The sequence below is a fragment of the Paenibacillus liaoningensis genome, from assembly GCF_059609455.1.
Window position 1 is genome coordinate 128852 of sequence record NZ_JCAALU010000012.1, and the last position, 25745, is coordinate 154596.

At 48.3% G+C, this 25745-nt stretch carries 25 protein-coding genes and 1 pseudogene; 23 read left to right on the forward strand and 3 right to left on the reverse strand.

The window, feature by feature from the left end; translation table 11 throughout:
• The first annotated feature begins 434 nt into the window (after positions 1–434).
• The 6 genes from AC6B99_RS19350 to AC6B99_RS19375 all read left to right on the forward strand — a co-directional run bounded on the left by AC6B99_RS19350 (position 435) and on the right by AC6B99_RS19375 (position 7665).
• Positions 435–995: a MarR family winged helix-turn-helix transcriptional regulator gene (locus tag AC6B99_RS19350; protein WP_235533033.1), complete on the forward strand. Its 561-nt coding sequence runs from the start codon at positions 435–437 to the stop codon at positions 993–995.
• Positions 989–2716, forward strand: a complete 1728-nt coding sequence (locus AC6B99_RS19355) for an ABC transporter ATP-binding protein (protein WP_496664020.1) — start codon at positions 989–991, stop codon at positions 2714–2716. Before AC6B99_RS19350 ends, AC6B99_RS19355 begins: the two co-directional genes overlap by 7 nt.
• Positions 2713–4596 carry an ABC transporter transmembrane domain-containing protein gene (locus tag AC6B99_RS19360; RefSeq protein WP_494858248.1) on the forward strand — a complete coding sequence of 628 codons (1884 nt, stop codon included), beginning with the start codon at positions 2713–2715 and terminating at the stop codon, positions 4594–4596. Before AC6B99_RS19355 ends, AC6B99_RS19360 begins: the two co-directional genes overlap by 4 nt.
• Positions 4597–4849: 253 nt before the next feature.
• Positions 4850–6340 (forward strand): alpha-N-arabinofuranosidase, encoded by a 1491-nt coding sequence (locus AC6B99_RS19365; protein WP_056029628.1) that lies wholly within the window; start codon positions 4850–4852, stop codon positions 6338–6340.
• 36 nt (positions 6341–6376) lie between these two features.
• Positions 6377–6673 carry a hypothetical protein gene (locus tag AC6B99_RS19370; RefSeq protein ID WP_231594156.1) on the forward strand — a complete coding sequence of 99 codons (297 nt, stop codon included), beginning with the start codon at positions 6377–6379 and terminating at the stop codon, positions 6671–6673.
• Between the two features lie 53 nt (positions 6674–6726).
• Positions 6727–7665, forward strand: a complete 939-nt coding sequence (locus AC6B99_RS19375) for a glycosyl hydrolase (RefSeq protein WP_496664021.1) — start codon at positions 6727–6729, stop codon at positions 7663–7665.
• 143 nt (positions 7666–7808) lie between these two features.
• Here AC6B99_RS19375 and AC6B99_RS19380 read toward each other — a convergent pair whose 3' ends face one another.
• A complete protein-coding gene (locus AC6B99_RS19380; protein ID WP_496664022.1) occupies positions 7809–9863 on the reverse strand; it encodes a beta-galactosidase in 2055 nt (684 codons plus the stop codon).
• Between the two features lie 145 nt (positions 9864–10008).
• Here AC6B99_RS19380 and AC6B99_RS19385 point away from each other — a divergent pair, with 145 nt between their 5' ends.
• The 10 genes from AC6B99_RS19385 (at position 10009) to AC6B99_RS19430 (ending at position 19056) form a co-directional block, all read left to right on the forward strand.
• The gene (locus tag AC6B99_RS19385; protein WP_494858255.1) at positions 10009–10848 is read left to right on the forward strand and encodes a helix-turn-helix domain-containing protein; all 840 of its coding nucleotides are present in this window, start codon (positions 10009–10011) and stop codon (positions 10846–10848) included.
• Between the two features lie 114 nt (positions 10849–10962).
• On the forward strand, positions 10963–12072 hold the full coding sequence (locus tag AC6B99_RS19390) for a GerAB/ArcD/ProY family transporter (RefSeq protein ID WP_496664023.1): 1110 nt from the start codon (positions 10963–10965) through the stop codon (positions 12070–12072).
• 95 nt (positions 12073–12167) lie between these two features.
• Complete coding sequence (locus AC6B99_RS19395; RefSeq protein ID WP_056029613.1) at positions 12168–13274, forward strand: GerAB/ArcD/ProY family transporter; 1107 nt, start codon at positions 12168–12170, stop codon at positions 13272–13274.
• Positions 13275–13363: 89 nt separating this feature from the next.
• Positions 13364–14863, forward strand: coding sequence for a spore germination protein (locus AC6B99_RS19400; RefSeq protein WP_046230013.1), 1500 nt, complete (start codon positions 13364–13366; stop codon positions 14861–14863).
• Between the two features lie 11 nt (positions 14864–14874).
• Positions 14875–16095, forward strand: coding sequence for a Ger(x)C family spore germination protein (locus AC6B99_RS19405; protein WP_494878171.1), 1221 nt, complete (start codon positions 14875–14877; stop codon positions 16093–16095).
• A gap of 10 nt (positions 16096–16105) precedes the next feature.
• On the forward strand, positions 16106–16333 hold the full coding sequence (locus tag AC6B99_RS19410; protein ID WP_046230012.1) for a hypothetical protein: 228 nt from the start codon (positions 16106–16108) through the stop codon (positions 16331–16333).
• A 17-nt stretch (positions 16334–16350) separates the two neighbouring features.
• A complete protein-coding gene (locus AC6B99_RS19415) occupies positions 16351–17451 on the forward strand; it encodes a GerAB/ArcD/ProY family transporter (protein WP_056029606.1) in 1101 nt (366 codons plus the stop codon).
• A 138-nt stretch (positions 17452–17589) separates the two neighbouring features.
• Entirely contained in the window at positions 17590–17988 is a 399-nt protein-coding gene (locus AC6B99_RS19420) for a phage holin family protein (RefSeq protein ID WP_056029603.1), read from the forward strand.
• Positions 17989–18078: 90 nt separating this feature from the next.
• On the forward strand, positions 18079–18474 hold the full coding sequence (locus tag AC6B99_RS19425) for a YhjD family protein (RefSeq protein ID WP_235533032.1): 396 nt from the start codon (positions 18079–18081) through the stop codon (positions 18472–18474).
• 192 nt (positions 18475–18666) lie between these two features.
• Positions 18667–19056: a cupredoxin domain-containing protein gene (locus AC6B99_RS19430; protein WP_056029600.1), complete on the forward strand. Its 390-nt coding sequence runs from the start codon at positions 18667–18669 to the stop codon at positions 19054–19056.
• A gap of 196 nt (positions 19057–19252) precedes the next feature.
• On the opposite strand, the gene AC6B99_RS19435 is transcribed toward AC6B99_RS19430, so the two are convergent.
• On the reverse strand, positions 19253–19510 hold the full coding sequence (locus tag AC6B99_RS19435; RefSeq protein WP_056029597.1) for a hypothetical protein: 258 nt from the start codon (positions 19508–19510) through the stop codon (positions 19253–19255).
• A 111-nt stretch (positions 19511–19621) separates the two neighbouring features.
• Here AC6B99_RS19435 and AC6B99_RS19440 point away from each other — a divergent pair, with 111 nt between their 5' ends.
• From AC6B99_RS19440 to racE, 6 genes are all read left to right on the forward strand, one after another.
• Entirely contained in the window at positions 19622–19909 is a 288-nt protein-coding gene (locus AC6B99_RS19440; RefSeq protein WP_056029594.1) for a Dabb family protein, read from the forward strand.
• Positions 19910–20116: 207 nt separating this feature from the next.
• Positions 20117–20557 (forward strand): HepT-like ribonuclease domain-containing protein, encoded by a 441-nt coding sequence (locus tag AC6B99_RS19445; RefSeq protein ID WP_494858262.1) that lies wholly within the window; start codon positions 20117–20119, stop codon positions 20555–20557.
• 72 nt (positions 20558–20629) lie between these two features.
• Positions 20630–21301: a helix-turn-helix transcriptional regulator gene (locus tag AC6B99_RS19450; RefSeq protein ID WP_496664024.1), complete on the forward strand. Its 672-nt coding sequence runs from the start codon at positions 20630–20632 to the stop codon at positions 21299–21301.
• Between the two features lie 95 nt (positions 21302–21396).
• Positions 21397–21921, forward strand: a complete 525-nt coding sequence (locus AC6B99_RS19455; protein ID WP_494858264.1) for a hypothetical protein — start codon at positions 21397–21399, stop codon at positions 21919–21921.
• Between the two features lie 58 nt (positions 21922–21979).
• Complete coding sequence (locus AC6B99_RS19460) at positions 21980–22414, forward strand: YtxH domain-containing protein (protein ID WP_496664025.1); 435 nt, start codon at positions 21980–21982, stop codon at positions 22412–22414.
• A 473-nt stretch (positions 22415–22887) separates the two neighbouring features.
• Positions 22888–23697, forward strand: coding sequence for a glutamate racemase (racE, locus tag AC6B99_RS19465; RefSeq protein ID WP_056029580.1), 810 nt, complete (start codon positions 22888–22890; stop codon positions 23695–23697).
• A 173-nt stretch (positions 23698–23870) separates the two neighbouring features.
• Here the strand turns inward: racE and AC6B99_RS19470 are convergent.
• A pseudogene (locus AC6B99_RS19470) lies at positions 23871–24806 on the reverse strand (transposase); the annotation flags it as partial.
• Between the two features lie 372 nt (positions 24807–25178).
• On the opposite strand from AC6B99_RS19470, the gene AC6B99_RS19475 reads away from it, so the two are divergent.
• Complete coding sequence (locus AC6B99_RS19475; protein WP_496664026.1) at positions 25179–25733, forward strand: hypothetical protein; 555 nt, start codon at positions 25179–25181, stop codon at positions 25731–25733.
• The last annotated feature ends 12 nt before the right edge of the window (positions 25734–25745 follow it).

Genomic DNA, 25745 nt, shown 5'->3' on the forward strand with positions numbered 1-25745 from the left:
CTCAGAAGCAGCTAATGCGCTCTCCACACCCATTTTGAAGCGATATGAAGGGCGATAGCGGATCTCCTGTCCGCTTACGCCTGAATATCGCATTAAAAGCTAGAATAGCGGAATCTCAGTCCTCCAAACAAGGAGTAGGCACCCAAGCCGAGCGATATCAGCAACAATCGAACGAACGGTAAGGTTCTCAAATCTTGAATTGTCTGATGAGATTGGCCGCGAATAAACGCTAAGCAAGCTGGAGGCAAACTCTGTTTTGCCTACAAACTCTAGAAGCTTGAAAATGGGTTATTGACAGCCATTTAATGAGCGCTTTATAATTAGGTTGCCTATTATTTTAGTTATAAGATAATCATAAGGAAAATAATTAATGGGAAAATAATTGGTAGCCTACATGAAAGGGCAAAGAAATATAAATGAAAGGAGGGCTCCCTTTGGAACATAACGAAAACGACACAAGCAATAAGAGCAGCAAAGACAAGACGGACGACACAAGCAAAGAAAGCAATGCAACGGAACACAGCGAGAAAATTACAAATGAATTAATTCGTGTGTTTCGCAGCTTTCATCGGCTCAATTGGCGGCAGAAGCCGAATCCGGACGGCAAGTTTAGCGAAATGCAGGTGCTGATGTGCATCAAGCGCGGTTCTATGAAGGCGCAGGATAAGCCAGGGATGAAAATCTCGGTCATCAGCCGCTTGCTCCGGGTAACCTCTCCCACGATCACCCAACTGGTCAACGGGATGGAGACGAATGGACTCGTGCAGAGAAACGCTGATCCCGACGATCGGCGGGCTGTACGCATCTCGCTGACAGAGGAAGGGGAACGCATCGCGGAGAAGGTCATTGCCGATTTTATGAATCGAATGGCAGGACTGGCGCAATACTTGGGAGAGCGGGATTCGCATGAACTGGTTCGTATTTTATCCAAAGCATTTGAGTATTTTGATGAGCTGAATGAGTCTGAACAAACGGGGGATGAACAGCAATGTTAAGGTTATTTCGCTTTTTAAAGCCGTTTCGCTGGCTGATAGCCGCGGTGCTTGTGCTAGTATTTATTCAGTCGCTGTCGGATCTATATCTCCCCACGCTGATGGCGGACATCGTCGATGATGGCGTATCTAAAGGAGATACCCCGCTTATATGGAAAATTGGCTCCTTTATGCTGCTCATAGCGGCGGTCGGCGGCATTAGCTCTATCGGCGCCAGCTATTTTTCGGCAAAAGCTTCAGCGAGCTTCGGGCGCCTCGTGCGGGAGAAGGTGTTTGGACATGTGCAAAACTTCTCGCTGCAGGAGTTTGACAAAATCGGCACGGCCTCGCTCATTACGCGTACGACGAATGATATTACACAGGTGCAGCAAGTGTTGATGATGATGATGCGCATGATGGTAATGGCGCCGATGATGTGCATCGGGGGCATTATTATGGCCATTTCGAAAGATGCGAAGCTGTCGCTTGTGCTGGTTGTCGCATTGCCTGTTCTCGCTGGCGCGATATTGCTCGTCGTCCGCAAAGGTATTCCACTGTTTAAAATGATGCAGGTTCGTATGGATAAGCTCAACTTGGTGCTGCGCGAAGGACTGACCGGCATTCGGGTAATCCGCTCATTCGATCGGACAAATTATGAAAACAAGAAATTTGACGCTGCCAACAGCGATCTGACCGAAACGGCGATTAAAGTCAACAAAATTATGGCGGTCATGATGCCGCTTATGATGCTGGTCATGAATTTATCGACAGTGGCGATTATCGCAATTGGCGGGCTGCGTATCGAGAATGGCGATATGGAAGTCGGCTCACTAATGGCTTTTATCCAATATGCGATGCAAATTATGTTCTCGCTTCTAATGTTATCGATGATGCTCGTTATGATTCCGCGTGCTTCGGCATCGGCGGTGCGTATTAATGAAGTGCTGGACATGGTGCCGGATATTGCGGACAGCGCCAGCGTCAAGAACACAGGCACGCGCAAAGGCTATATCGAGTTTCGCGATGTGACGTTCAGCTATCCGGGAGCCGAGCAGCCTGCTTTATCGAATATTTCGTTCAAGGCGGCACCTGGCGAGGTGACAGCTATTATTGGAGGAACAGGCTCTGGGAAGTCGACGCTCGTTAATTTGATTCCGCGCTTTTATGATACGGCGGGTGGCAGCATCATCATTGATGATGTGGATATTCGTGAGCTATCCCAGGAAACGCTGCGCGAAAAAATCGGCTTTGTGCCGCAAAAGGCCGTATTGTTCACCGGCACGATCGCGGATAATATCCGCTACGGCAAAGAAAATGCAACCGATGAGGAAATGGAGCATGCGGCAGAGGTGGCGCAGGCGGCCGAGTTTATCGGCACGATGAAGGAAGGATTTGGCGCCAGCGTATCGCAGGGAGGAAACAATCTTTCCGGCGGGCAGAAGCAGCGCCTATCCATTGCTCGTGCGCTCGTTCGCCAGCCAGAAATCTATGTGTTCGACGACAGCTTCTCGGCGCTCGACTTTAAGACGGATGCGAAGCTGCGTGCCGCCTTGCGTGAGGAAACGGTACATTCGACGGTATTGCTCGTTGCCCAGCGGGTGAGTACAGTGCTCGATGCTGACCGCATCATTGTGCTCGATGAAGGCGAGCTAGCCGGAATCGGGACGCATCAGGAGCTGATGGAGTCTTGTGATGTGTACCGGGAAATCGTATATTCACAGCTTTCGGAGGAGGAAATTGCATGAGTGAGCAGAAGCAGAATTCCCCGCAAAGGCCGAAAGGAATCGGCATGGGTCCTCCAGGAATGGGCATGATGATGCCCCCTCAGAAGGCGAAGGATTTCAAGGGCACCTTGAAACGGCTGGCTGCCTACTTGAAGCCGCATCGCACGAAGCTTGCGCTTGTGCTGCTGACCGCGATTTTAAGTACCGTATTCAGCATCGTCAGCCCGAAAATGATGGGGCAAGCTACAACGAAGCTTTACGAGGGAGTAATGGGAATAGCCCAAGGCGTTCCGGGTGCCCGTATTGATTTTGATGCGATTAACACGATTCTGCTGACGCTTGTTGTGCTGTATTTGATCAGCGCCGCATTTGGCTTCATTCAGCAGTATTTAATGGCTGGCGTCGCCCAGAAAACCGTCTATGATTTGCGCAAGGATGTAAATAATAAATTTGCACGCCTGCCGCTGAAGTTTTTCGATTCGCGCTCTAACGGCGAGGTGCTGAGCCGGGTCGTCAATGATGTGGACAATATTAGCAATACGCTTCAGCAAAGCTTGACGCAGCTCATAACGTCATTCATTACCCTCGTCGGCGTCATCGTTATGATGCTGACCATCAGCCCGCTTTTGACGCTGATCGTTTTCTTGACGATTCCTGCGAGCTTACTTGCAACGAAGGCGATTGCCAAGCGTTCGCAAAAATATTTTGCCGGCCAGCAGGCTGAACTTGGACGCTTGAACGGACATGTCGAGGAAATGTACACGGGGCATAAAATCGTCAAAGCATTCGGACATGAGCGCAAATCGCTGGATGAATTTAATGAAATGAACGAGAAGCTGTATGATTCTGGCTGGCGCGCACAATTTGTGTCCGGCATCATTATGCCGATTATGAGCTTCATTAGCAATATCGGCTATGTGCTCGTATGCGTCATCGGCGGCTTGCTCGTCACGAGAAATGCGATTAAAATCGGCGATATTTTGGCATTTATCCAATATACAAGACAGTTCACGATGCCGATTACGCAGCTGGCCAACATTGCGAATATTATTCAATCTACAATCGCCTCCGCAGAGCGGGTATTCGAGCTGCTTGATGAAGAGGATGAGGTGATCGAGGCGAAAAATGCCAAAGCGATCAGCAAGCCGTCTGGCGCCGTTCGCTTCGAGCAGGTAGATTTTGGCTATAAAGCCGATGAGCCGCTAATTAGCGGGATGAATATTGATGTGTTGCCTGGCCAGACCGTCGCCATAGTCGGTCCGACCGGAGCGGGCAAGACGACGATGATTAATTTGCTAATGCGCTTCTATGAGCTGAATGGCGGTCGTATTACGATTGACGGCGAGGACATTACAGCGCTCCAGCGCAGAAGCTTGCGCCGAATGTTCGGCATGGTGCTGCAGGATACATGGCTGTTCAATGGCAGCATTCGCGACAATATCGCTTATGGGCGGGAGGATGCTACGGAGGAAGAGGTTTATCAAGCGGCTAGAGCAGCGCATGCGGATCATTTCATTCGGACGCTGCCAGATGGCTATGACACGATATTGAACGAGGAAGCATCAAACATTTCCCAAGGGCAGAAGCAGCTGCTGACCATTGCCCGGGCCATTTTAGCTGATCCATCGATTCTGATCCTTGATGAAGCGACGAGCAGCGTTGATACGCGTACAGAAATTATTATCCAACGAGCGATGGGCGAGCTGATGAAAAATCGAACCAGCTTCGTCATTGCCCACCGCTTGTCGACGATTCGCGGCGCTGATCTGATTTTGGTCATGAACAATGGCTCTATTATTGAGCAGGGAAGACACGAAGCGCTGCTGGAGCAGGGCGGTTTTTATGCCGATCTGTATAACAGCCAGTTCACAGGCAAACGGACAATTAGCGAAGTTGTATAAGGCTTTAACCAGAAAGCTTCTCCATCCGAGCGAGGATGGGGGAGCTTTTTTTTGCTGCCACGCTTTCGTGCGAATAGTAGGGAAACGCCCATTCACCAGTTTGTAGCGAGCAATTACGTAAGCGTTTACGTCTACCCGATTTATTTTTCAAAAGAGGGTTGATAAATGCGGTTGGATTGTTTATTATGAATTTAAATTAATGTTATCAATAAATGATTTATATTTTTATTAATCCATGTGGGAGGCTATAACGATGAGCAATCAAATTACAATTAACGCAGACATTGCTAAAGGTACGATTAACCGCAACATATATGGACATTTCTCCGAGCATTTGGGACGCTGTATTTATGAAGGCTTCTGGGTTGGCGAGGATTCGGTCATTCCAAATACGAAAGGCATTCGCAACGATGTTGTGGAAGCGCTCAAAAAATTGAATATTCCGGTGCTGCGCTGGCCGGGCGGCTGTTTTGCCGATGAATATCACTGGAAGGACGGCATTGGCCCAAGCGAAGAGCGCAAGCGCATGATCAATACCCATTGGGGCGGCGTAGTCGAAAATAACCATTTTGGCACACATGAGTTTTTGCTGCTTTGCGAACAGCTCGGCTGCGAGCCTTATATTTCCGGCAATGTAGGCAGCGGCACAGTACAGGAAATGTCCGAGTGGGTTGAATACATAACCTTCGACGGCGTATCGCCAATGGCGGAGCTGCGTGAGAAAAACGGCCGCGAGAAGCCGTGGAAGCTGAAATATTTTGGCGTCGGCAATGAGAACTGGGGCTGTGGCGGCAATATGCGTCCAGAATATTATGCGGATCTGTACCGTCGCTACCAGACTTACGTTCGCAATTATGGCGACAATGAAATTTACCGCATTGCCTGCGGCCCGAACGTCGACGATTACAAGTGGATGGAAGTGCTGATGCGCGAAGCAGCTAACAAAATGGACGGCATCAGCCTGCACTATTACACGGTTCCGAAGGAATGGCAGGACAAGGGAGCCGCTACCGGCTTCCCTGAGGACGAGTGGGCCCTTACGCTTAGAAAAGCGCTGTGGATGGAAGAGCTTATTACGAAGCATTCGGCGATTATGGATCAATATGATCCAGAGAAGCGCGTTGGCTTGATCGTCGATGAGTGGGGCACATGGTTCAATACAGAACCGGGCACGAACCCAGGCTTCCTGTACCAGCAAAACTCGATTCGCGATGCGCTCGTAGCTGGCCTTACGCTGCATATTTTCCACGATCATTGCGACCGTGTGCAAATGGCGAACATTGCGCAAATCGTCAATGTGCTGCAATCGGTTATTTTGACAGAAGGGGAAAAAATGCTGCTGACGCCAACCTATCATATTTTTGATATGTTTAAGGTGCATCAGGATGCTGAGCTTCTGGATACGCATACGACTAGCGCCCGTTACGAGCATGGCGACGAGAAGCTGCCGCAAATTTCAGTATCGGCTTCCAAAGCGGCAGATGGCAAAATCCATATCAGCTTATGTAATCTGGATCATAGTGCCGAAGCAGACGTATCCATTGCGCTGCGCGGCTTGGGACAAGGCCAGAAAACGATCAAGGGCACAGTGCTAGCAGGCGCGGCCATTGACTCGCATAATACGTTTGAGCAGCCAAATGCAGTAGAACCTGCCGCTTTTACAAGCTTTACATGGGATGGAGAAAAGGTATCGGCTAAGCTTCCAGCGATGTCGGTTACGGTGCTTGAGCTGATCGAGCAATAATAAAGGGATGAATAGAACGCAATGGAGGCGGACGGCATGAAGACGGGCATGGACAGGAGCGCAAGAAGCTGCAAAGGCTGTGATGACAGCTATACCGTCACAGAAGCGCAGATCCAGCGGATTTTGGCTGCGCCGATGTTTCAGTCGTCCGAACGCTGCGTGGACGATGAGGTGTATGCAGCGCGCCTTCGGGAATGCGGCAGCTGTCCGAAGCTGATGAGCGGGACGACATGCATCGTTTGCGGATGTATTGTGCAAATCTCCGCCAAATATAAAGAAAAAAGCTGTCCGAACCCAAATGATGTCAGGTGGCGCTCTGTTGCAAGCCATTGACGACAGCCGTTTACGCTTGAATGCAAACAGAGCTTGCCGGGAGGAATGAGTAGATGAAGGCGCCATTATTCAGAGATCCAATCTTTGACGGAGCGGCAGATCCGGTCGTTATTTATAATCGCGAGCAGCAGGAATGGTGGATCATTTATACGAATCGCCGTGCTACGGTGGAAGGTCCAGGCTTTGCATGGGTGCATGGCACGGATTTAGGCGTCGCCTCGTCCGCAGATGGCGGCCGCAGCTGGAAATACAGGGGAACGCTGACGGGGCTGGATATTGAATGGGGACGAAATACATTTTGGGCCCCGGAAATCATTTGGCATAATGGGCTTTACCATATGTACGTCAGCTATATTCAAGGCGTGCCCGATGATTGGGCGGGCCATAAGCGGGAGATTTTTCATTATACAAGTGCTAATTTGCTCGACTGGACGTTTGTTTCTAATGTACGGCTTAGCTCGGATCGGGTCATTGATGCCTGCATTTATGAGCTTCCGGATGGACGCTTCCGCATGTGGTATAAGGATGAGGCGCTGGGCTCGTTCACCTATGCCGCAGACAGCAGCGATTTGTATAACTGGAAAGTGGTTGGTCCTGTCATTACGGAGCGGGGCCATGAGGGGCCGAATGTATTTCGGCTGCAAGGCTCATATTGGATGATTGTCGATGAATGGCGGGGACAAGGCGTCTTCCGTTCGGATGATTTGGAACGCTGGGAGCGCAACAACTTGATCTTGAATGAGCCAGGCCAGCGTGAGGATGACGGGACCATTGGCTTGCATGCCGATGTCGTTGTCCAAGGCGAGCAGGCGTATATATTCTATTTCACCCATCCCGATAGACGCGGCGATTGGGAGGTGCCTGGTCAGGTGCCGGGGTATCTCACGCGGCGCAGCTCCATTCAAGTTGCCAAGCTTGAGGTGAAGGATGGCAAGCTGGTCTGTGACCGCGATGCGGAGTTTGAACTGGTGCTGGAAGCGGAAGCGCAATAGTGTCATACGATCAAAACTTGCTAGATAGCTGCGGCCTTTGGCCAGACTAAAATAACAGCACCCCGCATCTTCCTCAGCTGATGAGGCGGAAACGGGGTGCTGTTTTATTTAGGTTATATATTTTGAAAGCTGCTTTGAATCATTTAGGTCAAAATAAGCACGCCGTAAGGTTCCAGCATGACTGAGCCTTGAAGCGTATCCCCGCTTATAAGGTCGGTGCGCGGCTCGCTGAGATTGAGCTCGGCAGCTTCCTCCGCATAGTTGAGGAGGAAGTAGAGCGGCCCAGCCTCGCCCTCGCGAATAGTCAGCTCCACCTGCTCCGGCAGTGTGAGCCAATTGGCAACTGGCGATGACAAGCCGAGCATGCCGATCACGTTGCGTGCCGCCGCCTCATTGAATACAGCGCCGTAATACCAAGCAAAGCCAGCTCCAACGGCATTGCGGGTAACGGCGGGCTTGCCTGCATAATAATCGGAGGCATATTCGCCAATGATCTCGACGGTATCGCTTTCGATTGCTAGTACATCATTGAACAGATCCGCGGTAGTTGCTTCACCGCCTCCTTGCTTCCATTCGATCATTGCCGGCTTGCGCGTACCTTTAATTTGCGTAAACTCCTCGACGGAAATGCCGACAAGGCGTGCGGCGGCGCCAGGGAATGGGCGCATGTAGCAGTGGCCGCGCTCATCCTTGTAGCCGGTGCGGCAGCCGAATATAATGGTGCCGCCGCTAGCCACATATTGCTCCAGCAAAGCAGCTGTTTCATCCCGCATAATGGCCGGATGCGGATAGACGAGCACGCGGTAGCGCTGCAGGTCAGCAAGCGTTGTGCCGCTTCGCATGTAAAGGACATCATTTGGAATATGCTGGCGCTGCAGCGCTTTGAACCATTCCTTGCTGCTTTTCCAGGAAAAAGGCCCGTGCCAAATATCGTATTCGCCATCCCACTCATTGTCATAATCGCGTACGAGGGCAACCTCTGCCCGGTTGCGCGAACCGACAATGTGCGGCCCGGCCTTGGCGAGCTCAGCGCCGATTTGCGCTGCTTCACGAAGACGGCGGTTCGGGCCATTATGGTAGTCGTTCAGTCCATGCCAATAGATTTCATTGCCAAAGGCTGCCGTTCTCCAGCGGAAATAAACGACCATATCTGCGCCATGAGCAATGGATTGGTACGTCCACAGGCGCATTTGACCCGGCTTCGGCGAAGGCATATCCATGCGGTTCACCCAGCCGCCTGGTCCAGCCTGCTGCTCCATAATGCAGAAATTCGGCGAAATGGAGCGGGTTGTAGACAGCGTCAGGCTCCAGCCGCGATCGAGCAGCGGGTTATCTTCATTTTTGTCATAGTTAATGGTGGAAAATTGCGGGTAGGAGTCGTAGCTGAAAAAGTCCAGCAGCTCGTCCGTCATCCGGTGGCTGTCGAGATGGCCGAACAAGCCATTCGTCGTTACCCACTGCTTGGGCGCTGCCTCGCGCAGCACCTTGGCCTGCACCTCGGCGTAAGAAATAGTGCTGTCGGAAATAAACCGCTTCTCATCCAGCGCCTGATGCGGATTCGGCTGTCTTGGCGCCGCTGTCGGACGCGGAAGAAAGACTTGCTCCCAAGCGGAATACGTCTGATTCCAAAAGACAGCGCCCCAAGCTTCATTCAGCTTGTCGAGCGTAACGTATTTGCGCTGCAGCCACTCTCGAAAAGCCAGATGATCCGCTTCCGAATAAAATTCGGAAATTTCACAATTGAATTCATTGTCGATTTGCCAGCCAACGACGGCCGGATGATCACAGTAATGCTCCGCCATTTGGCGAGCAATGCGAGCGCTCAGCTCCCGATATTTGGGACTGTTATAGTTGGTGTGGCGGCGCAGACCATGCTGAAGCGTGACCCCATCAAAGGTTACGTTGAGCACCTCGGGATACTTGAACGTCAGCCATGCAGGCGGCGTTGCTGTAGGGGTGCCGATAATGACCTTCAGCCCATGCTTATGAGCCAGGTCAATGACTTTGTCAAACAGGTCAAATTGGAATACGCCTTCCTCGGGCTCGAACACCGACCAGGCAAATTCGGCTACCCGAATGATCGAGAGCCCCATTTCCTTCATCCGGCGAAGATCATCATCCCATAGCTCCTCAGGCCATTGCTCAGGGTAATAGCAGACGCCAAGGGCAAACTCATTTATTGGGTTTACGTGTGTCATTAAAGTTATACCTCCATAGAAATAATAATAAATTGCTATCTATCGGTTATTTTATTATTGTAGAATCAGTATTTCAGTGCGTATATACTATTATGTTGTGATCGATATGAAAATATTGCGCTCTTTGGCGAAAAGGAGCTAATCGATGCGTACCTACTATCAATTGCCCGAGCCGGCTGCCGGGCATTATGTCTGTTATCCGGATTCAGTCGGCCGATATAATGATTTTCCCCAGCATAACGAGCGGCGGGCCGCAGGGGCCATAACTGCCTATAATTTGCATATTGTCTGCTCTGGAAGCGGCTATGTCATGAAGGAGGGGCAGCGCGTCAGCCTAAAAGCGGGGGAGGGCTTCTTATATCCTCGGGGAGCTTACCAGCATTATGGAACCGATCCCGAGCAGCCATGGGATGTGCGCTGGATTCATTTTATGGTGCCGATGGAGCTTTTGCTGCTGCGGGCAGCGGATGCTTCCAGCGTGTGGCTGTTTGCCGTTTCGCAAGCTTCGCTTGCGCGTTTTGTGGAGCTGACAGAGGAGATGTACATGTTGTGCGGCAGCTTCGAGACGCGGCATGAACCGCGGATGTCAGCGCTTCTATATGAGCTGCTGGCGGAGCTTGCCCATAATTCGGAGCGCCTGGAGCACGATGCGCTGCCGCTCATCACCAAAAATGCGATTCGCGAAGCGGCAGATCTTATACGCGGCACGAGTGGACAAGCGTGGACGCTGCCGGAGATGGCAGCGCTGTGCGGCTACAGCCCGTATTATTTTTTGCGGCTATTCCGGCAGGTAATGGGGCGTACGCCGCAGCAATATTTGACCGCCTGCCGTATTGCCGCCGCCAAAAGCCTGCTAGTTGCGACCAGGCTGCCTGTCAGCGAAATCGCCAGCCGAACGGGATTTTCGCAATCCAGCTACTTCATTCGCGTATTTCGCAAAGCGGAAAACGTCTCCCCGAAAGCTTACCGCGAAATGTATAGCTAGCCTGCCGAGCTGATCTTGCCTTTCCCCGCGAATGCTGGATAATTATTCATCCTTGTGGACAAAATGGATAACGGCAGCAAGCCGACATTTTAAGCGCAAAGCGGGTGAAGCAACATGCAGCAGGGACAGCCATCGATAAGCGCAAGGCAGCTAGCTATCCTTGTTATTTATTTTATCATGGGCGATATGCAGTTGTTTTTACCCTCTCTTACAGCCGAATTCGCAGAAGAAGCCGCCTGGCTGTCCGGGTTAATAGGCCTGCCCATCGGACTTGGCATGGCTTGGTTTATATACAGCCTCAGCAAACATTTTCCGGATATGACGCTCATCGAAATGAATAATCAGGCTTTTGGCAAACTAGCCGGAAGCTTTGTTTCGCTGCTTTTTCTGGCGATGATGTTCAACACCTCGATTACCCAAATCAGGGAGATCGGTGATTTTGTCACCACACAAATATTGATTGAGACGCCAAATATCATGATCTGCCTTCTGATGATTTTTCCATTAGCGATCGCGATACATGGGGGCATTCGAGCGGTCGGTCGAGCGGGCGAAACGATATTTCCCTTATTTGTATTGGTGTTTGTACTGCTCCTGCTGTTGCTCCTGCCGAGTTTGAAGCCTACTGAACTTTTGCCTATCTGGGGTGCGGGCGCTTCCGGCATTATGAAGGGCTCATTATTTTTTGTAGGTTTTCCTTTTTGCGAGCTATTCGCTTTTTTGATGATTTTTCCGAATGTTGTTCAAAGCAAACACCGTGCCCGTGACTATATGCTGGGGGTTTTGATAGGCGGACTAGCGATTTGGGTTATGGTTTTGCTGTGCTTGCTAGTACTTGGTACTTACATTACCCAACATTCTTTCTATTCCCCGTACATTATGTCGAAAAAAATCAACATCGGCAACTTCGTTCAGCGGATGGAGGCGATTTTTGCAATCAGCTTCATTATTACCGCCTATTTTCGCAGTTTAATCTATGGTTATGCCTTCGTTCTCGGCGTATCGCGGTTGTTCAAGCTTCGAGATTTTCGAATATTAACGGTTCCCTTCGCATTTATGGCGTTGGGTTATTCTTATATGGTGACGCCGGGAATAGTGTTTCTTAATACGTTAGCCGTACCCTGGGTGCTCTGGATTTTGACGTATTCGCCGGGGCTGCTGCTGCTTGGCTGGGGACTTGCAAAACTGCGGGGCAAACTGCCAATGAAGGAGACGGCCGAATAGCCGGCAACAGCAAAAATCCATTTATGGATAATTCAACATCTTGCTGGACAAAATGGATTACGGCTATATTTCAAACGCAAAGCGGGTGATACGAAGTGCAGCGCGAACAACAAACGATTAGCGTGAGGCAGCTAGCCATCCTCGTTATATTTTTCATTATTGGCGATATGCAGCTATATCTGCCTCCCTTGACAGCTGCTTTTGCAAAACAATCAGCCTGGATGTCGGGGTTAATTGGCGTGCCATTTGGTGTTGGAGCTGCTTGGTTTATTTTCAGAATCAGCAAACGGTTTCCAGGGAAAACCCTAATCGATATTAATAATCAAGCATTTGGAAAAATAGCCGGTGGACTTCTATCCCTCGTATTTCTCGTAATGATGTTTAATACTTCGATTACTCAGGTTCGGGAAATCGCGGATTTTGTAACGACGCAAATGATGACGGAGACGCCGCAGCTAGTCATTTGCCTGCTGCTGGTTTTGCCGATTACGCTTGCCATTCGCGGTGGGATCACGACGATTGCTCGACTGGGCGAGGTGGTCTTCCCGCTTTTTTCCGCTTTGTTTATTTTGCTCATTATTTTGCTTATCCCAAAAATAGATTTTACTCAACTGCTGCCGATCGAGGTAACGGGATTTCCGGGCATCGTGAAGGGGGCGCTTTTTTTTATCGCATTTCCTTTTTGCGAAATGTTCGCATTCCTGATGATTTTCGATAGCGTGGAGGAAAGCGAACACGCTGCCCGTGATTATTTGCTGGCTGCTCTTGCTGCAGGTATAGCCATTTGGGTAATTATTGTGCTGTGTATATGCGTTCTGGGGGTATTCGCTACTGAACATACCGTCTATTCGCCCTATGTGATGGCTAAGAAAATCAATATCGGCGACTTTGTGCAGCGTCTGGAAGCGGTGCTGGCGATTGATTATATCATTTCCACTTATTTTCGATGCATCATATATGGCTATGCTTTTGTACGGGGGCTGCAGCAGCTGTTTAAGCTTCAGGACCATCGTTTTATGATGCGTCCATTTGGGTTTCTTATTGTCGGCTATGCTTATTTTTTGGCACCGGGCATCGTTGCTTTTGTACAATTCGATGTGGCGTGGCTGTTCTGGGTGTTTACTTACTCGCCGGGGCTGCTGCTGCTAAGTTATATAGCCGCCCGATTGAGACAGGGCTGGAGCAAGAAAGGAGAGGGCTAGCGTGAAGGGATTTCCAATTATAAGGAATAATTGGAAGTCCTCTTGGACAATATATGCAATTATGTGCAGCTTGGGGAGGTGGTTTGTAGATGAACGCTTCTGTGGATAAGCGGCTGGATCGGAAATTAATGAGCAATCTCTCGTTCATCAGAGCCAGCTTTGGCAACAGCCAGGATCTCGTGATTAAAGAAATGAATAATGACAATGGCTTGCAAGCGGCGCTTGTTTATATGGATGGATTAACGGATTCCACTGTGATTCATCATGTTATATTGGATTATTTTATGTCTGAGGAGCAAACGGCGAGCCGCAAAAGCGGCAATAGGCTGTTATATTTGAAAAATGCGGTGCTCGCGGTCGGTGAAACCGTTACGATCAGCGAATGGGACCCGTTATTTTATCAACTGCTGTCCGGCTGGGCTGTTCTGTTATTGGCAGACAGTCCAGATGCGATTTGTGTAGCCGCCGAGGGCTGGAAGGATCGCAATGTCAGCGAGCCTACCTCCCAGGTTGTCGTTAGGGGTCCAATGGAAGCTTTTACTGAAAATATTGCTACCAATAGAGCGCTCATTCGGCGGAAGATCAAGGACCCGCAGCTGTGGACAGAAGGCATGGAAATTGGCAAGATTACAAAAACCTCCGTATCGATTATGTATCTGCGCAATGTAGCGGATGAGAAGATCGTGGAGGAAGTGAGAAAGCGGCTTGGTGAAATCAATATCGACGGTATTCTGGAGAGTGGCTATATTGAGGAGTTGATTCAGGATACTGCACTGACGCCCTTTGCTACGATCTACAATACGGAACGGCCTGATACGATTGCAGCCGGTCTTCTGGAAGGCCGAGTTGCGATTTTGGTAGATGGTACGCCCTTTGTGCTGCTGGTTCCGGCGCTGTTTATTCAATTTTTCCAATCAGCGGAAGATTATTATCAACGGGCGGACATCAGTACTCTGCTGAGGATTCTGCGGTTTATTGCTTTTATGATTACGCTGCTTGCTCCGTCGCTTTATATCGCCATAACGACCTTTCATCAAGAAATGCTTCCGACGAGCCTGCTTATTAATTTGGCGGCTCAGCGTGAGGGAGTGCCTTTTCCAGCCTTTATTGAAGCGCTTGCGATGGAGCTCACATTCGAAATTTTGCGGGAAGCTGGCGTGCGAATGCCGAAAACCGTTGGTCAAGCGGTCTCGATCGTCGGTACGCTCGTTATTGGACAAGCCGCTGTAGACGCGGGCATCGTCTCGGCGGCGATGGTCATTATCGTATCGATTACGGCGATATCGAGCTTTGTCATTCCGGCTACGAGCATGTCGATATCGGTACGGATGATTCGTTTCGTCTTAATGGGGCTTGCCGCTTCCTTTGGTCTATTCGGCATTTTGCTGGGCTATATTTTGCTCGTTCTGCATTTGAATAGTCTGCAATCGTTCGGCATTCCCTATATGCAGTCGTTTTCCCCATTCATATGGAGCAATCAGAAGGATACGCTGTTTCGGCTGCCCTGGACGAAAATGCGAACGCGCGCTGTTGCAACCGCAGAGAAAAATTTGGTTCGGCAAAGACCGAGGAACAAACAGAAAATTTAGGGGGATAAAGCATGAGCAGATTTACTTGGCGAGCAGGCAAACTGCTCTTGCTAATGCTGGTATGGTCAATTGCAGCTTCTGCAGTCAGCGGCTGCTGGAATCGGCGGGAGCTGGATACGCTCGGCATTCAGCTGGGAACGGCCATTGACAAGGTTGGCAATCAATACCGGGTCTCCGTTCAGGTTGTTATTCCTAGCGAGCTGTCGGCAAAGGCGGGCGGGGGAGGGCGCTCGCCGGTTGCCATGTATGAGGCGACCGCGCCAACCGTATTTGAAGCGTTCCGCAAACTGACGGAAACCAGCTCGCGAAAAATATATTCCGCGCATATCCGGGTGCTGATCATCGGGGAATCGCTGGCGAGGGAAGGGATAGCCAATGTACTCGATCTGCTGTCACGTAATCCGGAAGCACGAACGGATTTTTACTTAATGATCGCGCATAAAGCGCCGGCGAATCAAATTTTGAAAATTTTGACGTCGCTGGAGAAAATTCCGGCGGAAAATTTATTTTATGCGCTGGATACATCTGCCAAAACATGGGCACCCACGACAACGGTTACGATTGAAAGTTTGATCGAACAGCTTGTTACAGACGGAATTAGCCCTGTGTTGACCGGAGTTCGGCTGGAAGGCAAAGCCCGGCAAGGGGAAAATATTTCGAATATCCAGCAAGCGGATTCACGAACGCGTACCCGAATTACCGGGCTTGCTGTTTTTCATTCTGACAAGCTTATTGGCTGGCTCAATGAAAATTATAGCAAGGGCTACAATTATATAATGGATAACGTGACAAGCACCGTAGGCCATCAGACCTGTCCAGATGGCGGTTATATTGTCATGGAAGTATTGCGCAATAAAACGAAGCTTATCCCCAAGGTCGTGGACGGCAAGCCGGTCATTAAGGTGAAGATGAAGCAGGTGGCATCGGTAGCCGATGTGGAATGCAAAATCGATTTAACGAAACCAGAAACGATCAAAATGCTTGAAGAAAACGGAAAGCAGAGGATAAGGGGGGTCATTCAGGGAGCTGTTGAGCATGTTCAGAAAACCTATAATTCCGATATATTTGGCTTTGGTAATACGTTTCATGAATACAAGCCAAAGCAGTGGGAGAAGTGGAAGGATGACTGGGATGAGCTGTTTCCCCAGGTCAAGCTGGAATATGACATTGAGCTTCAGATTCCGAAGGTCGGCACGACAAATGATGCGTTTCAAAACTATTTGAAGAAATGAGGAAGGCTAAGTGGCTGGAATTCTGATTATATCGGCTCTGGCCATAACGCTTGCGGTCATCGAGCTGCCGAAGCTCGCGAAAAAAGGCTGGAAAAAAGAAATTTTTGTTTATCTGATTATGCTGGCGGGGGGTGCTTTTTTGAGTATATGTGCCTTCAACCAAATCAGATTGCCTAGTCCACTAAATATTATTGTGTACATTTATAAGCCGCTGGAAAACTGGTTTAATGCATTTTAAGTCGAGGGGGTGAGGGCATGCCGAAGCAGGGAAGCATAAGCGCTAGACAAATGGCTGTACTCGTTCTATTTTTCATCGTGGGCGATATGTTCTGGTTTATTCCGACCTTGCTTGCTTCCATTCTGGACTCGGATGCCTGGATTCCCTCTTTGCTAAGCATGTTCTCAGGACTTGTCGTCGTCTGGTTTGTAGATAAGTGCTACCGCCTTTTTCCGGGGCTTACATTGATTGAGATTCATCGAGCTGCTCTAGGAAAATGGCTGGGCGGCTTATGCAGCCTGTTTTTCTTATTTCTGCTTTTTAATGCCATTGGTACCCAATTGAGAGTTGTTGGTGACTTTGTTACAACTCAAATGATGCCGGAAACGCCGGTACGAGTAATCGTGCTTATGATTACTATTCTAGTTGTTATTACCTTGAGGGCTGGTCTGGTTGTTTTTGCAAAATCGGCCGAGATTTTTATCGTGGGTTTGGTGCTGATGTTCATCATGTTCATTGTTATGCTGCTTCCAGAAGCTTCACTCTCCAATCTACTGCCTGTTTTTCATCATAAAGCAGCGGACTATGGCAAAGGCGTACTGTATGCAACCTCTTTTCCCTTTTTTCAAATGGTTACCTTTTTTATGCTCTTTCCTTTCATGAAGCAGACAAACAGCTGGACAAGAGATTTTATGCTGGTCTCCCTAGTAGCGAGCTGTTCCTTATTTCTGATCGTTATTATGTCGCTGCTCGTGCTGGGCGATTATATGACGGAGCATCAAATTTATGCCGCGTACGCCATGGCCAAAAGAATTAGCATTGGCCGATTTATAGAACGTGTAGAGGCTGTATTGGTCATCAGCTATATCGTTTCGACCTATGTGAAAATGTCAATTAATGCGTTTGCCTTTGTATACGGCCTATCTCAATTTCTTGGCCTGCGAGAACAACGTGCAATTATATTTCCATTCGGCTTGCTGATGTTTGGGCTGGCTTATACCATTGGTCCCAACATTCCGTATATTAATAGCTTTGTTACGATTTGGCCTTTTTGGGATTTGACCAATATGTTGATTTTGGCGCTGGCAGCCGTCATCATGGTAGTGTTTAAGAAAGGGAGGGTAAGCAATATTGGCTAATGAAAGGAAAAATCTATTAGATCAGGATGGCGGATGGAAGAGCTTTGCTTAGTTATCCGCATATTTAATAGAATGAACAGACCATCCCTAATCTCTCAGCATACGATATTGTATGGATTGAGAAGAGGAGGATACCTGATGCCTGGGTTTGTATATTTTTGCTCCATTTGTGCGTTTCTGGGGTCTATTGTGACATTTGCTTTTGGTGTATGGATGGAATCGCTTACACTGCTGATCGTCGTTATGGCTATTGACTATGTGACTGGTGTGTCTGCATCTTTAAAGGAGGGTCGAGGCCTTAACAGTTCATTTGGAGCATGGGGAATTGCTCGCAAAGGGCTTATGCTGCTCGTTATACTCATCGCACACCGTGTAGATCTATTGTTGGATGCTAATAATATGACAATGGGAGCGGCTATTTATTTTTATATTGCCAATGAACTGATCTCTATTACTGAAAATTACGGAAGATTGGGTTTGCCGCTTCCGGATAAAATTCGTCAAATGATTGAAATTTTAAAGGATAAAAATAAGTAAACGTTGGGCAATGTAGCACTTGTATAAACCGGCTCACTTTGTATATAATAGGAACAAGTGTTCTTATTGCGAAGGGGGCTGTTTATTTCGATGAAGCCATTGGAGAAACCGACTGCGCGTGTGCTAGTTATGAGGCGTCAACCGATTCAGAGAGAGGAGGAGCTTGTGCTGGCAAGGCGTTATGTGCTGCTTGGCATCATTGTACGGATTCTGGATCATGATATACGTGTGCTTCATTCAAGCGAAGCCAAGCTTCCAAAGCTTTATGAGACGATGCTGCTTGGCTTGCAGGACCGTGTGTTGCTGGAGCTTACTGCTCTTCGTAAACAGCTGAGAAGCAAGGGCATTGAAATGGTTGAAGAGAAGCGAAGTGAGGATGGGCTGGAGGCGCAGTATATTTGTCGAGGGTACCGCCACCGTTTCATTCTGTTATGGGGATATATTCGTTCGGAATCGGAGCAGTTGCTTCGAACGTATTGTCGATAATAATAAGAACTGCTTTACAAATGAAATGTCAAGCAACACCCTAGCTGCTTTTAGCGGCAATTGAGAAAAGTTCATCATTTTGTCATAATCACCAAAAAAGTTTTCCCCTTAATCAGTTTAAGCTTGAGTACATAGGACGATCTTATGTAATATAAGAAGTAAACATTAGATAGTAAAGGGGAGTACGTTGTAATGCATAAGTGGATTATGTTTGTATTAATGACAGCGGCATCACTGCTAGGTGTTTATTTGCTAACAGCAGGCTTGCCGGCAAAGCCAGTGGATGAATCTGCTTCACTGCCTGAAGGTACGGTTTTGGTAAACGTACAAGCCAACGCCGATTTCACTTTTGATCAAACAGAATATAAAGTGAAGGTTGGAGACAAAGTCATTCTTCGTCTGAAAAACAAAAGCGGTATTCACGGTTTGAAAATTGATGAGCTGAATGTTGATCTTGAAGGCGAAAAGCTGGAAACGAATATTGAGTTCGACAAGCCAGGCGAATATGTGATGCATTGCTCCGTTCCATGCGGTACGGGTCATATGGAGATGAAGACGAAGCTAATTGTAGAAGCGGCTTAATAAACGAATTTTTCATTAAAAAGAGAAGGTGCTTTGGGGCGCTTTCTGCACATAGGTTTTATAAACAAGAAGAGGAGCCGACTGGCTCCTCTTTTTAAAAATATAAGCATGTATAAGTTTCCCCCTTGTAATCGGCTTATATTTCACCCTCGAAACGGTAGCTTTGCCGCCAGAGGACGGTTTTCGGCCGTTGATGCTAGGCGCGATAACGCGTTCTGGACGAGGTTCGGTACACGATGACGTCGGCAATCAATCCGAGCAGCGCCCATGTAGCAACAGTAAGTACATACATAAGCATCACACTTACCTCATGAACATCGATAAACAAGTCAACGAACCAGGCTGGGACGCTGAACATAAAGAACACCATATTATGCGGGTCGTAGCCGGTTGAATTGTACAGGCATAAAGCCAGTCCAATCAGGGCGGCGATGGCTGTAAATTTATAACGCATGTTAAATCAGTCCTCTCTTATCGGATTAACGTTGCCGGATTGCGGCTGCTTGGGTTATTATGTGACAAAAGGGTTTAAGCAATTCCACTAGTCGAAGGGAGTAATACGATAATGATTACGCATATTGTTTTGTTTAAACTAAAGGATAACAGCGCCGAGAGCGTGGAAACGACCGCACAGGTGCTTCGCAATATGGAAGGTAAAATTGACGAATTAAAATCGATTACGGTTGGCCTGGACGTCCTGCATTCCGAACGTTCTTATGATATTGGCCTGATTACAACTTTCGAATCGCTTGATGCATTGGCGGCTTATCAGGTTCATCCGGTACACCAGAAAGTAATTGAGCATATGACCCAGGTTCGCGAAGCATCTGTAAGCATCGATTTTGAAAGCTAAGGCGCTGCGAGAAAATTAGCGGTACTTTATTTCGTCGCTGTCTCCAAGACACGCCAGCCTTAAGAGAGGACGTTAATGGCAATGGGAGAAGACTTATATCAAATAATGACGTATTTGTTCGTCATTATTGCCAGCAGCATTATTATGGTCGCTGTGCTGAAGCGCAAGGCCAAAAAGAAGAAGTAACGATAAAGGTGGCGTAGCGGTATGTATTACGTGAATCGCGAACAAATTGCGGTGAGGCTTAATGCAATTCCTGATATTTCTGAGGCACTGACCTTCATTGCAGCCGAGTGGAATGGCAGCATGCTGCAAGGACTGGCACAGGAGCGGGCGCTGCATCTTGCAGTTGAAACCGTTACCGATGTCGGCAGCTATCTTATTGACGGATTTATGATGCGTGATGCGAGCAGTTATGAGGATATTGTGGAAGTGACTGGAGCGGAAGGCGTGTTTTCCGCAGAGCTGCTGCCGACGTTCAAGCAATTGGTACAGCTGCGCAGGCCGCTCGTTCAGCAGTATTATGAATGGCAGCGCGGCGAGCTGCATCCGCTAACCAGTCAGCTAGCTCCGCAATTGCTGCGTTTCAAACAGGAAGTGGAGCTTTATCTGGAGCGCGAGCTGGTTGATTTTGAGGGAAAAGTTTAAACCGAATCGTACACACCATACTTTTAGAATATGTTACAATACCTGTAACAAGCGTTCGAAGGTGGCGATAGGATGAAGCAGCAAAATCAACGAAGCGCCGGTCCTGCGCCGGATAAGAGAACGTCTCCAGGCTCTACGCGCCAGCGCATTTTGCATTTGCTCAAGATGAATGGCTCTATGAGTGCCGCGCAGCTTGCAAGCGAGCTTGCGCTGACTGAAATGGCCGTCAGGCGACATATGTACGCACTTGAAGAGGAACAAGCTATACAAATTGTGATGGTCAAGCAGGCAATGGGAAGACCGCTGCATCGATACGAGCTTACCTCACACGCGGATGACCGTTTTCCAAAAAACTACCATACGCTGACGCTTGATTTACTCGGTGAGCTGGCAGACGAGGCAGCTACAGCAGGCCTTATTACCCGCATGTTTGAAGGCCGCAAGCAGAAGCTGCTGGAGCGTTATGCTCCGCGCATGGCGGGCAAAGCACTGGAGCAGAAGGTGCTGGAGCTTGCAGCTATTCAAAATGCCGGAGGTTATATGGTTGAGGTCGAGCCGGCAGGCGAGGGGCATTTTGTATTAAATGAGTATAACTGCCCAATCGCTCAGGTAGCGAATAAATACCAGCAGGCTTGCAGCTGTGAGCTGACGTTATTTCAGTCGCTGCTTCATGCAGAGGTAGAGCGGACCGAATGCCTCGCTAAAGGCGGGACCAAGTGCACGTACAAAATAAGTGCCGTATAGGTTTTATATAGGGTCTATATACGTTTAAGGAAGAAACCGATGGACAGGCAGGTCATATGACCTTGCTCTAGCCATCGGTTTTTTTGCATGCCGTTGTGTCAAGACAAGCCCATGCTGCTTATAATGGCATTACGAAATGGGCAGATGCCCTGCTCTGGTTTACAACGGGAGGTGAACGGGCGATGAACCTTATAGCGGGATGCGCGATTGCAGCTACATTAGCATTTATTGGGTTAGTGGTGGGCGTATTGCTTGGCTTGCGCAAAGGGCTGATTCAGCTCGAAAGCTTGCGCACAAGCGCCGACGAGCTGCGGGGACAGCTGCAGCATACAGCGGCTGAGACAGTCGCTTTAATGGAGCCGGCTAAGCAATCCCTCCTGCTGGTGCACCAGCAGCTGCAAAATGTCCAATCCTTGTTCTCAGCGGCAGGGCAAATTGGCGAGACGATCGAGCAAACGACAGAAACCGTAAGCCGGGTCTCCTCGCTATTGTCCGAATCCGCTGCCCAGCATATAGCGAAGGCTGACACGAGAAATAAGGCAAAAGAAGCGATGGAATGGGCAGAGCTAGGTATGCTGGCGTGGCAGCTTTGGCAAACTAAGCGCAAGCATAATAGCTGAAAGCAATAACGGCGCGGAAATGGCGGAATGCGCCGCAATAATGAAGGGAGCGAATCGTATGGCAAAGCAGAAGCAAACGAAAGGATTTTTGTTGGGGGCATTGGCAGGTACGGTTGCAGGAACCGTTACAGCGCTGCTGCTCGCTCCAAAAGCAGGCAAGGAGCTGCGTGAGGATATTGCAGGCGGCGTTCAAGATTTGAGTGAAAAAACGGTTAGAGCAGTAGAGCAGTGCGGCGAGAAAACGACTAGGGCGGCAAGACAGCTGGGCGATAAAGCGGTACACATCGCGGATTATGCCAAGGATGGAGCAGAGGCTCTCATTAGCAGCGCGCGTACATGGAGAAAAGGTGGGCCTCAATTAACGACGGAGGCTGCGGGTGAATTGGGGCAACTAGAAGACTTAGTGGAAGCAGCAAGCCTTTCGGAGGAGCTGGCATCTGAGGGAACAGCTGAAACGGTAGCAGCGGAAGCTTCGGAAGCGATTGAAAAATAGTGCGTCGACGACCGCGTTGTAAAGCTGTGTTATATAAGGAATAGAGCAGCAACCATGCATGGAGCCTGCCTTAATAGGGAGCAGGCTCTTTCCTTTTACACAAATATAAGCATGAAAGTTTCACACTTATAATGGGCTTATATTTCAACGCGAAACGGTAACTAGCCGCCAAAGGACGGCGACAACCGTTTCACCTTGAAATATAGGAAAGGATTTCGTAACGATAACCATTCTCTATATTTCTCGGAATGAAACGCGCCGCACCGCCAAAGGACGGCGACAACCGTTTCACCTTGTCAGCTGCTGTCCATATTTTCCAGGGTGCGTATTGCGCCGCTTCTTAAGCGTAATTCTTGTAGGCTGTCCATAATTGAGATAAGATGTAGGTACGTTTTGATAGCTGAAAACATATGCTATTGATGTCTTATTCTCCTCATGAGCGACTACAATACGTTTAAGAAAGCGGTGTGTTTGTGCAGCAACCGATTGCCATACTTGATTCAGGCGTGGGCGGGCTTACCGTCGCCAAGGAAGTCATGCGCCAACTGCCGCGTGAAAAAATTATTTATTTTGGGGATACGGCTCGAACACCATATGGACCTCGTCCTTCGCAGGAAGTCGTTCAATTCACACGGGAAATTGTCGATTATTTAATCCAGTTTCGACCGAAAATGATTATTATAGCTTGCAACACCGCTACAGCGGTTGCACTGGAGGATATACGTTCTAGAGTAAACATACCTGTCATTGGTGTTATCAATCCTGGGGCAAGAGCTGCCATCAAGCGCACCCAGACGGGCTGTATTGGAGTCATTGGTACAGAGGGAACAGTAAGAAGCGGCGCTTATGAACAAGCGCTCAAGGAGCTGTCGCCAAGCGTACGCGTTATAAGCGAGGCTTGTCCGTTATTTGTTCCGCTTGTGGAGCGGGGCAATTTTCGTTCCAGCGAAACGTATGAGACGATTCGCCGATCTATCGGACACTTAAGCCTATATCCGATGGATTGCCTTATTTTAGGCTGTACGCATTATCCTTTTTTGACAGAAGCGATCGCTGAAGTTGTTGGCTCCCGCATAGAGCTGATCAGTTCCGCAGACGAGACGGCTCGCGATATTAGTACGATCCTTCATGATAAGGGTCAGCTTTCCCGAGGAGAAGTGCTGCCTGTTCATCAGTTTTTCTCCAGCGGCGACCCAATAATGTTCAAAGCCATTGCCCAGCAATGGCTTGGCGAGCAGATTGAGCTGACGCCTGTTGTATGGCAGGTGCCAACGATCGGATAACGGCTCTAGCCGTTTCTGCCATCCTTCGAATAAGCTTTCCAAGCCGCTGGCAAGTGGCAGAGGCCACTGAAAAACTTGTGATTTTAGAGGAGAGCAATCAAGCACAAAATAAAAGACGACCCAAATTCCCGTTTTAAGGAATATCGGTCGTTTTTTCGCTTTCTAGACAGGCCATCTGAATAAGCCGAATCCCCAATGACCGTTCTGACTTCCATCCCTGTGGCCTGACTTTTTTCGATCAGCGCTTGCAGCTGCTTGCCGTCACTCTTTTCGCCTGTTGTGACAATACCCGCTGTAATGATTCGTTCTTCGGTCATCGCAATATGGGTTTTATAACCAAAAAATGAAGAATCCGCGCTCTTATGGCCGACCCTTGCATCTTGGTCTTCCGAGATTCGAAGCTGCTCAAGGTCATCTGCAACCGTTTCTTTAAGCAGATTTAATGGTTCTTTTATCTTAGGCAGCGCACAGATACCTCCCTCAGCTTCAATCACATCGATGAGCTTTTGACAATAAGCGATTTCATCCTCCACTACATCGTTCGTGTTCTTTGCTGGGAAGTTGGCCTTCAAGGATTCATCGATCTTGTATACGGCTTTTCTTAGCTTTTTGGAACGATCCTGAAGGATTTCCCGTGGGGACTTCTGATTGTACCGAGCTTTTGTATGGGTCGCGTCGACGATGATCGCTTTACTCTGGATTACACCTTTCTCGATTGCAATGGCTACCGTTTTGTTGATTAGCAGGTCCAGCAAATTCATATCCTTTAGCCGCAACTTGCGGAACTTGGTTAACGAACGGGAGTCAATCACCGACTCTTCTGGGGCCATATCCAGAAAGTACTTAAACGACATGTCGTATGTAGATCGCTCGACAAGATCACCGTCAGACAATTCAAAAAGGGCTTTAAGCAGCAAGTACTTAAACATCCGGATCGGGTCGATAGCATTTCTACCCTTGTTCAGGCAATAGTTTACTTTCAGTTCTTCATATACAAAAGAAAAGTAAACGAGCTCATTGATTTGCCGCAGCATATTATCCTTGGGTATAACCAGTTTGTAAAGTTCAATATATGGACTGACAACCAGCGTTTGCTGCATTTGAATCATTAGCTCACCTGCTTTCCTGTATTCCTTTCATTAATACAAGAAAAAAGGTACATTCTCCTCATTTTTCATGAGTGAATGTACCTTTCTTGCTTCAAAAGGACTTTTTCAGTGGCCTCCGAGCCAGGAGGTTCTTTTTTTGTGCTTTTCAAAATAAATGTTATTAAATATGGAACTGTCTACAACTTTTTCCGTAAGAAAAGGGAGATTGATGTGAGTAACGAGTATTGAGTAATGAAGAAAAATGCCAAGTTTACCGACTGAAATTATGCAAATGTGAACATTTTATGACAACATGAACCTAATTGTTGTGACTTACCACAATTTTATATATGATACTATTATTAATTATTATTCCATATTATGATAGTAGAGATGAATTTGAAAAAGGCACTAGTATCTGGACTTATAACACTTTCGTTGGTTGTTGGAGGAAGTGTTGTTGCAGCTGAAGAACAAGTTGAGTTTGTAGCTCCTGGATTTGATGTTAATGCAGATTATCCAGCAACTGTAGATTTTGGTTTTCTACCAAATGTAGAGGGGCAAGTAAGTGCACGTAGTTTCAGTATCGCAGCTACTGCTTCAAGTGCCATCACAATTGATCCCACTTATCTTTCTGGCTTAGGGAATGTATGGGAAGTATGGGCGGAAGCAAAGACGGTTTCCAAAAGCAAACTCTATGCTGCCACGGCTCAACCTTCTCTGTACAAAAAAGAGAATGGTAGTTGGAGTATTGTTGCAATTGGTAATATTGATCGTGGATCCGCCTTCTGGGACTTTGATAAAACGGCATATTCTGAAATTAGTGTTTATCATCCGCAAGGAACTGCAGCTGAGTTCCGGGCTACTGGTGCTCACTCCGTAGCTTATTCAGGAAGCATCTACTGGGCATATACTGATTGGGTACGTACAATTGGTACTAATGGCTAATTTTTCGTTAAT

Coding starts and splice junctions, on each gene's coding strand:
- AC6B99_RS19355 (WP_496664020.1), top strand. CDS start 989: ATGTTAAGGTTATTTCGCTTTTTAAAGCCGTTTCGCTGGCTGATAGCC.
- AC6B99_RS19360 (WP_494858248.1), top strand. CDS start 2,713: ATGAGTGAGCAGAAGCAGAATTCCCCGCAAAGGCCGAAAGGAATCGGC.
- AC6B99_RS19365 (WP_056029628.1), top strand. CDS start 4,850: ATGAGCAATCAAATTACAATTAACGCAGACATTGCTAAAGGTACGATT.
- AC6B99_RS19370 (WP_231594156.1), top strand. CDS start 6,377: ATGAAGACGGGCATGGACAGGAGCGCAAGAAGCTGCAAAGGCTGTGAT.
- AC6B99_RS19375 (WP_496664021.1), top strand. CDS start 6,727: ATGAAGGCGCCATTATTCAGAGATCCAATCTTTGACGGAGCGGCAGAT.
- AC6B99_RS19380 (WP_496664022.1), bottom strand. CDS start 9,863: ATGACACACGTAAACCCAATAAATGAGTTTGCCCTTGGCGTCTGCTAT.
- AC6B99_RS19385 (WP_494858255.1), top strand. CDS start 10,009: ATGCGTACCTACTATCAATTGCCCGAGCCGGCTGCCGGGCATTATGTC.
- AC6B99_RS19390 (WP_496664023.1), top strand. CDS start 10,963: ATGCAGCAGGGACAGCCATCGATAAGCGCAAGGCAGCTAGCTATCCTT.
- AC6B99_RS19400 (WP_046230013.1), top strand. CDS start 13,364: ATGAACGCTTCTGTGGATAAGCGGCTGGATCGGAAATTAATGAGCAAT.
- AC6B99_RS19405 (WP_494878171.1), top strand. CDS start 14,875: ATGAGCAGATTTACTTGGCGAGCAGGCAAACTGCTCTTGCTAATGCTG.
- AC6B99_RS19415 (WP_056029606.1), top strand. CDS start 16,351: ATGCCGAAGCAGGGAAGCATAAGCGCTAGACAAATGGCTGTACTCGTT.
- AC6B99_RS19420 (WP_056029603.1), top strand. CDS start 17,590: ATGCCTGGGTTTGTATATTTTTGCTCCATTTGTGCGTTTCTGGGGTCT.
- AC6B99_RS19425 (WP_235533032.1), top strand. CDS start 18,079: ATGAAGCCATTGGAGAAACCGACTGCGCGTGTGCTAGTTATGAGGCGT.
- AC6B99_RS19430 (WP_056029600.1), top strand. CDS start 18,667: ATGCATAAGTGGATTATGTTTGTATTAATGACAGCGGCATCACTGCTA.
- AC6B99_RS19435 (WP_056029597.1), bottom strand. CDS start 19,510: ATGCGTTATAAATTTACAGCCATCGCCGCCCTGATTGGACTGGCTTTA.
- AC6B99_RS19440 (WP_056029594.1), top strand. CDS start 19,622: ATGATTACGCATATTGTTTTGTTTAAACTAAAGGATAACAGCGCCGAG.
- AC6B99_RS19445 (WP_494858262.1), top strand. CDS start 20,117: ATGTATTACGTGAATCGCGAACAAATTGCGGTGAGGCTTAATGCAATT.
- AC6B99_RS19450 (WP_496664024.1), top strand. CDS start 20,630: ATGAAGCAGCAAAATCAACGAAGCGCCGGTCCTGCGCCGGATAAGAGA.
- AC6B99_RS19460 (WP_496664025.1), top strand. CDS start 21,980: ATGGCAAAGCAGAAGCAAACGAAAGGATTTTTGTTGGGGGCATTGGCA.
- AC6B99_RS19475 (WP_496664026.1), top strand. CDS start 25,179: ATGAATTTGAAAAAGGCACTAGTATCTGGACTTATAACACTTTCGTTG.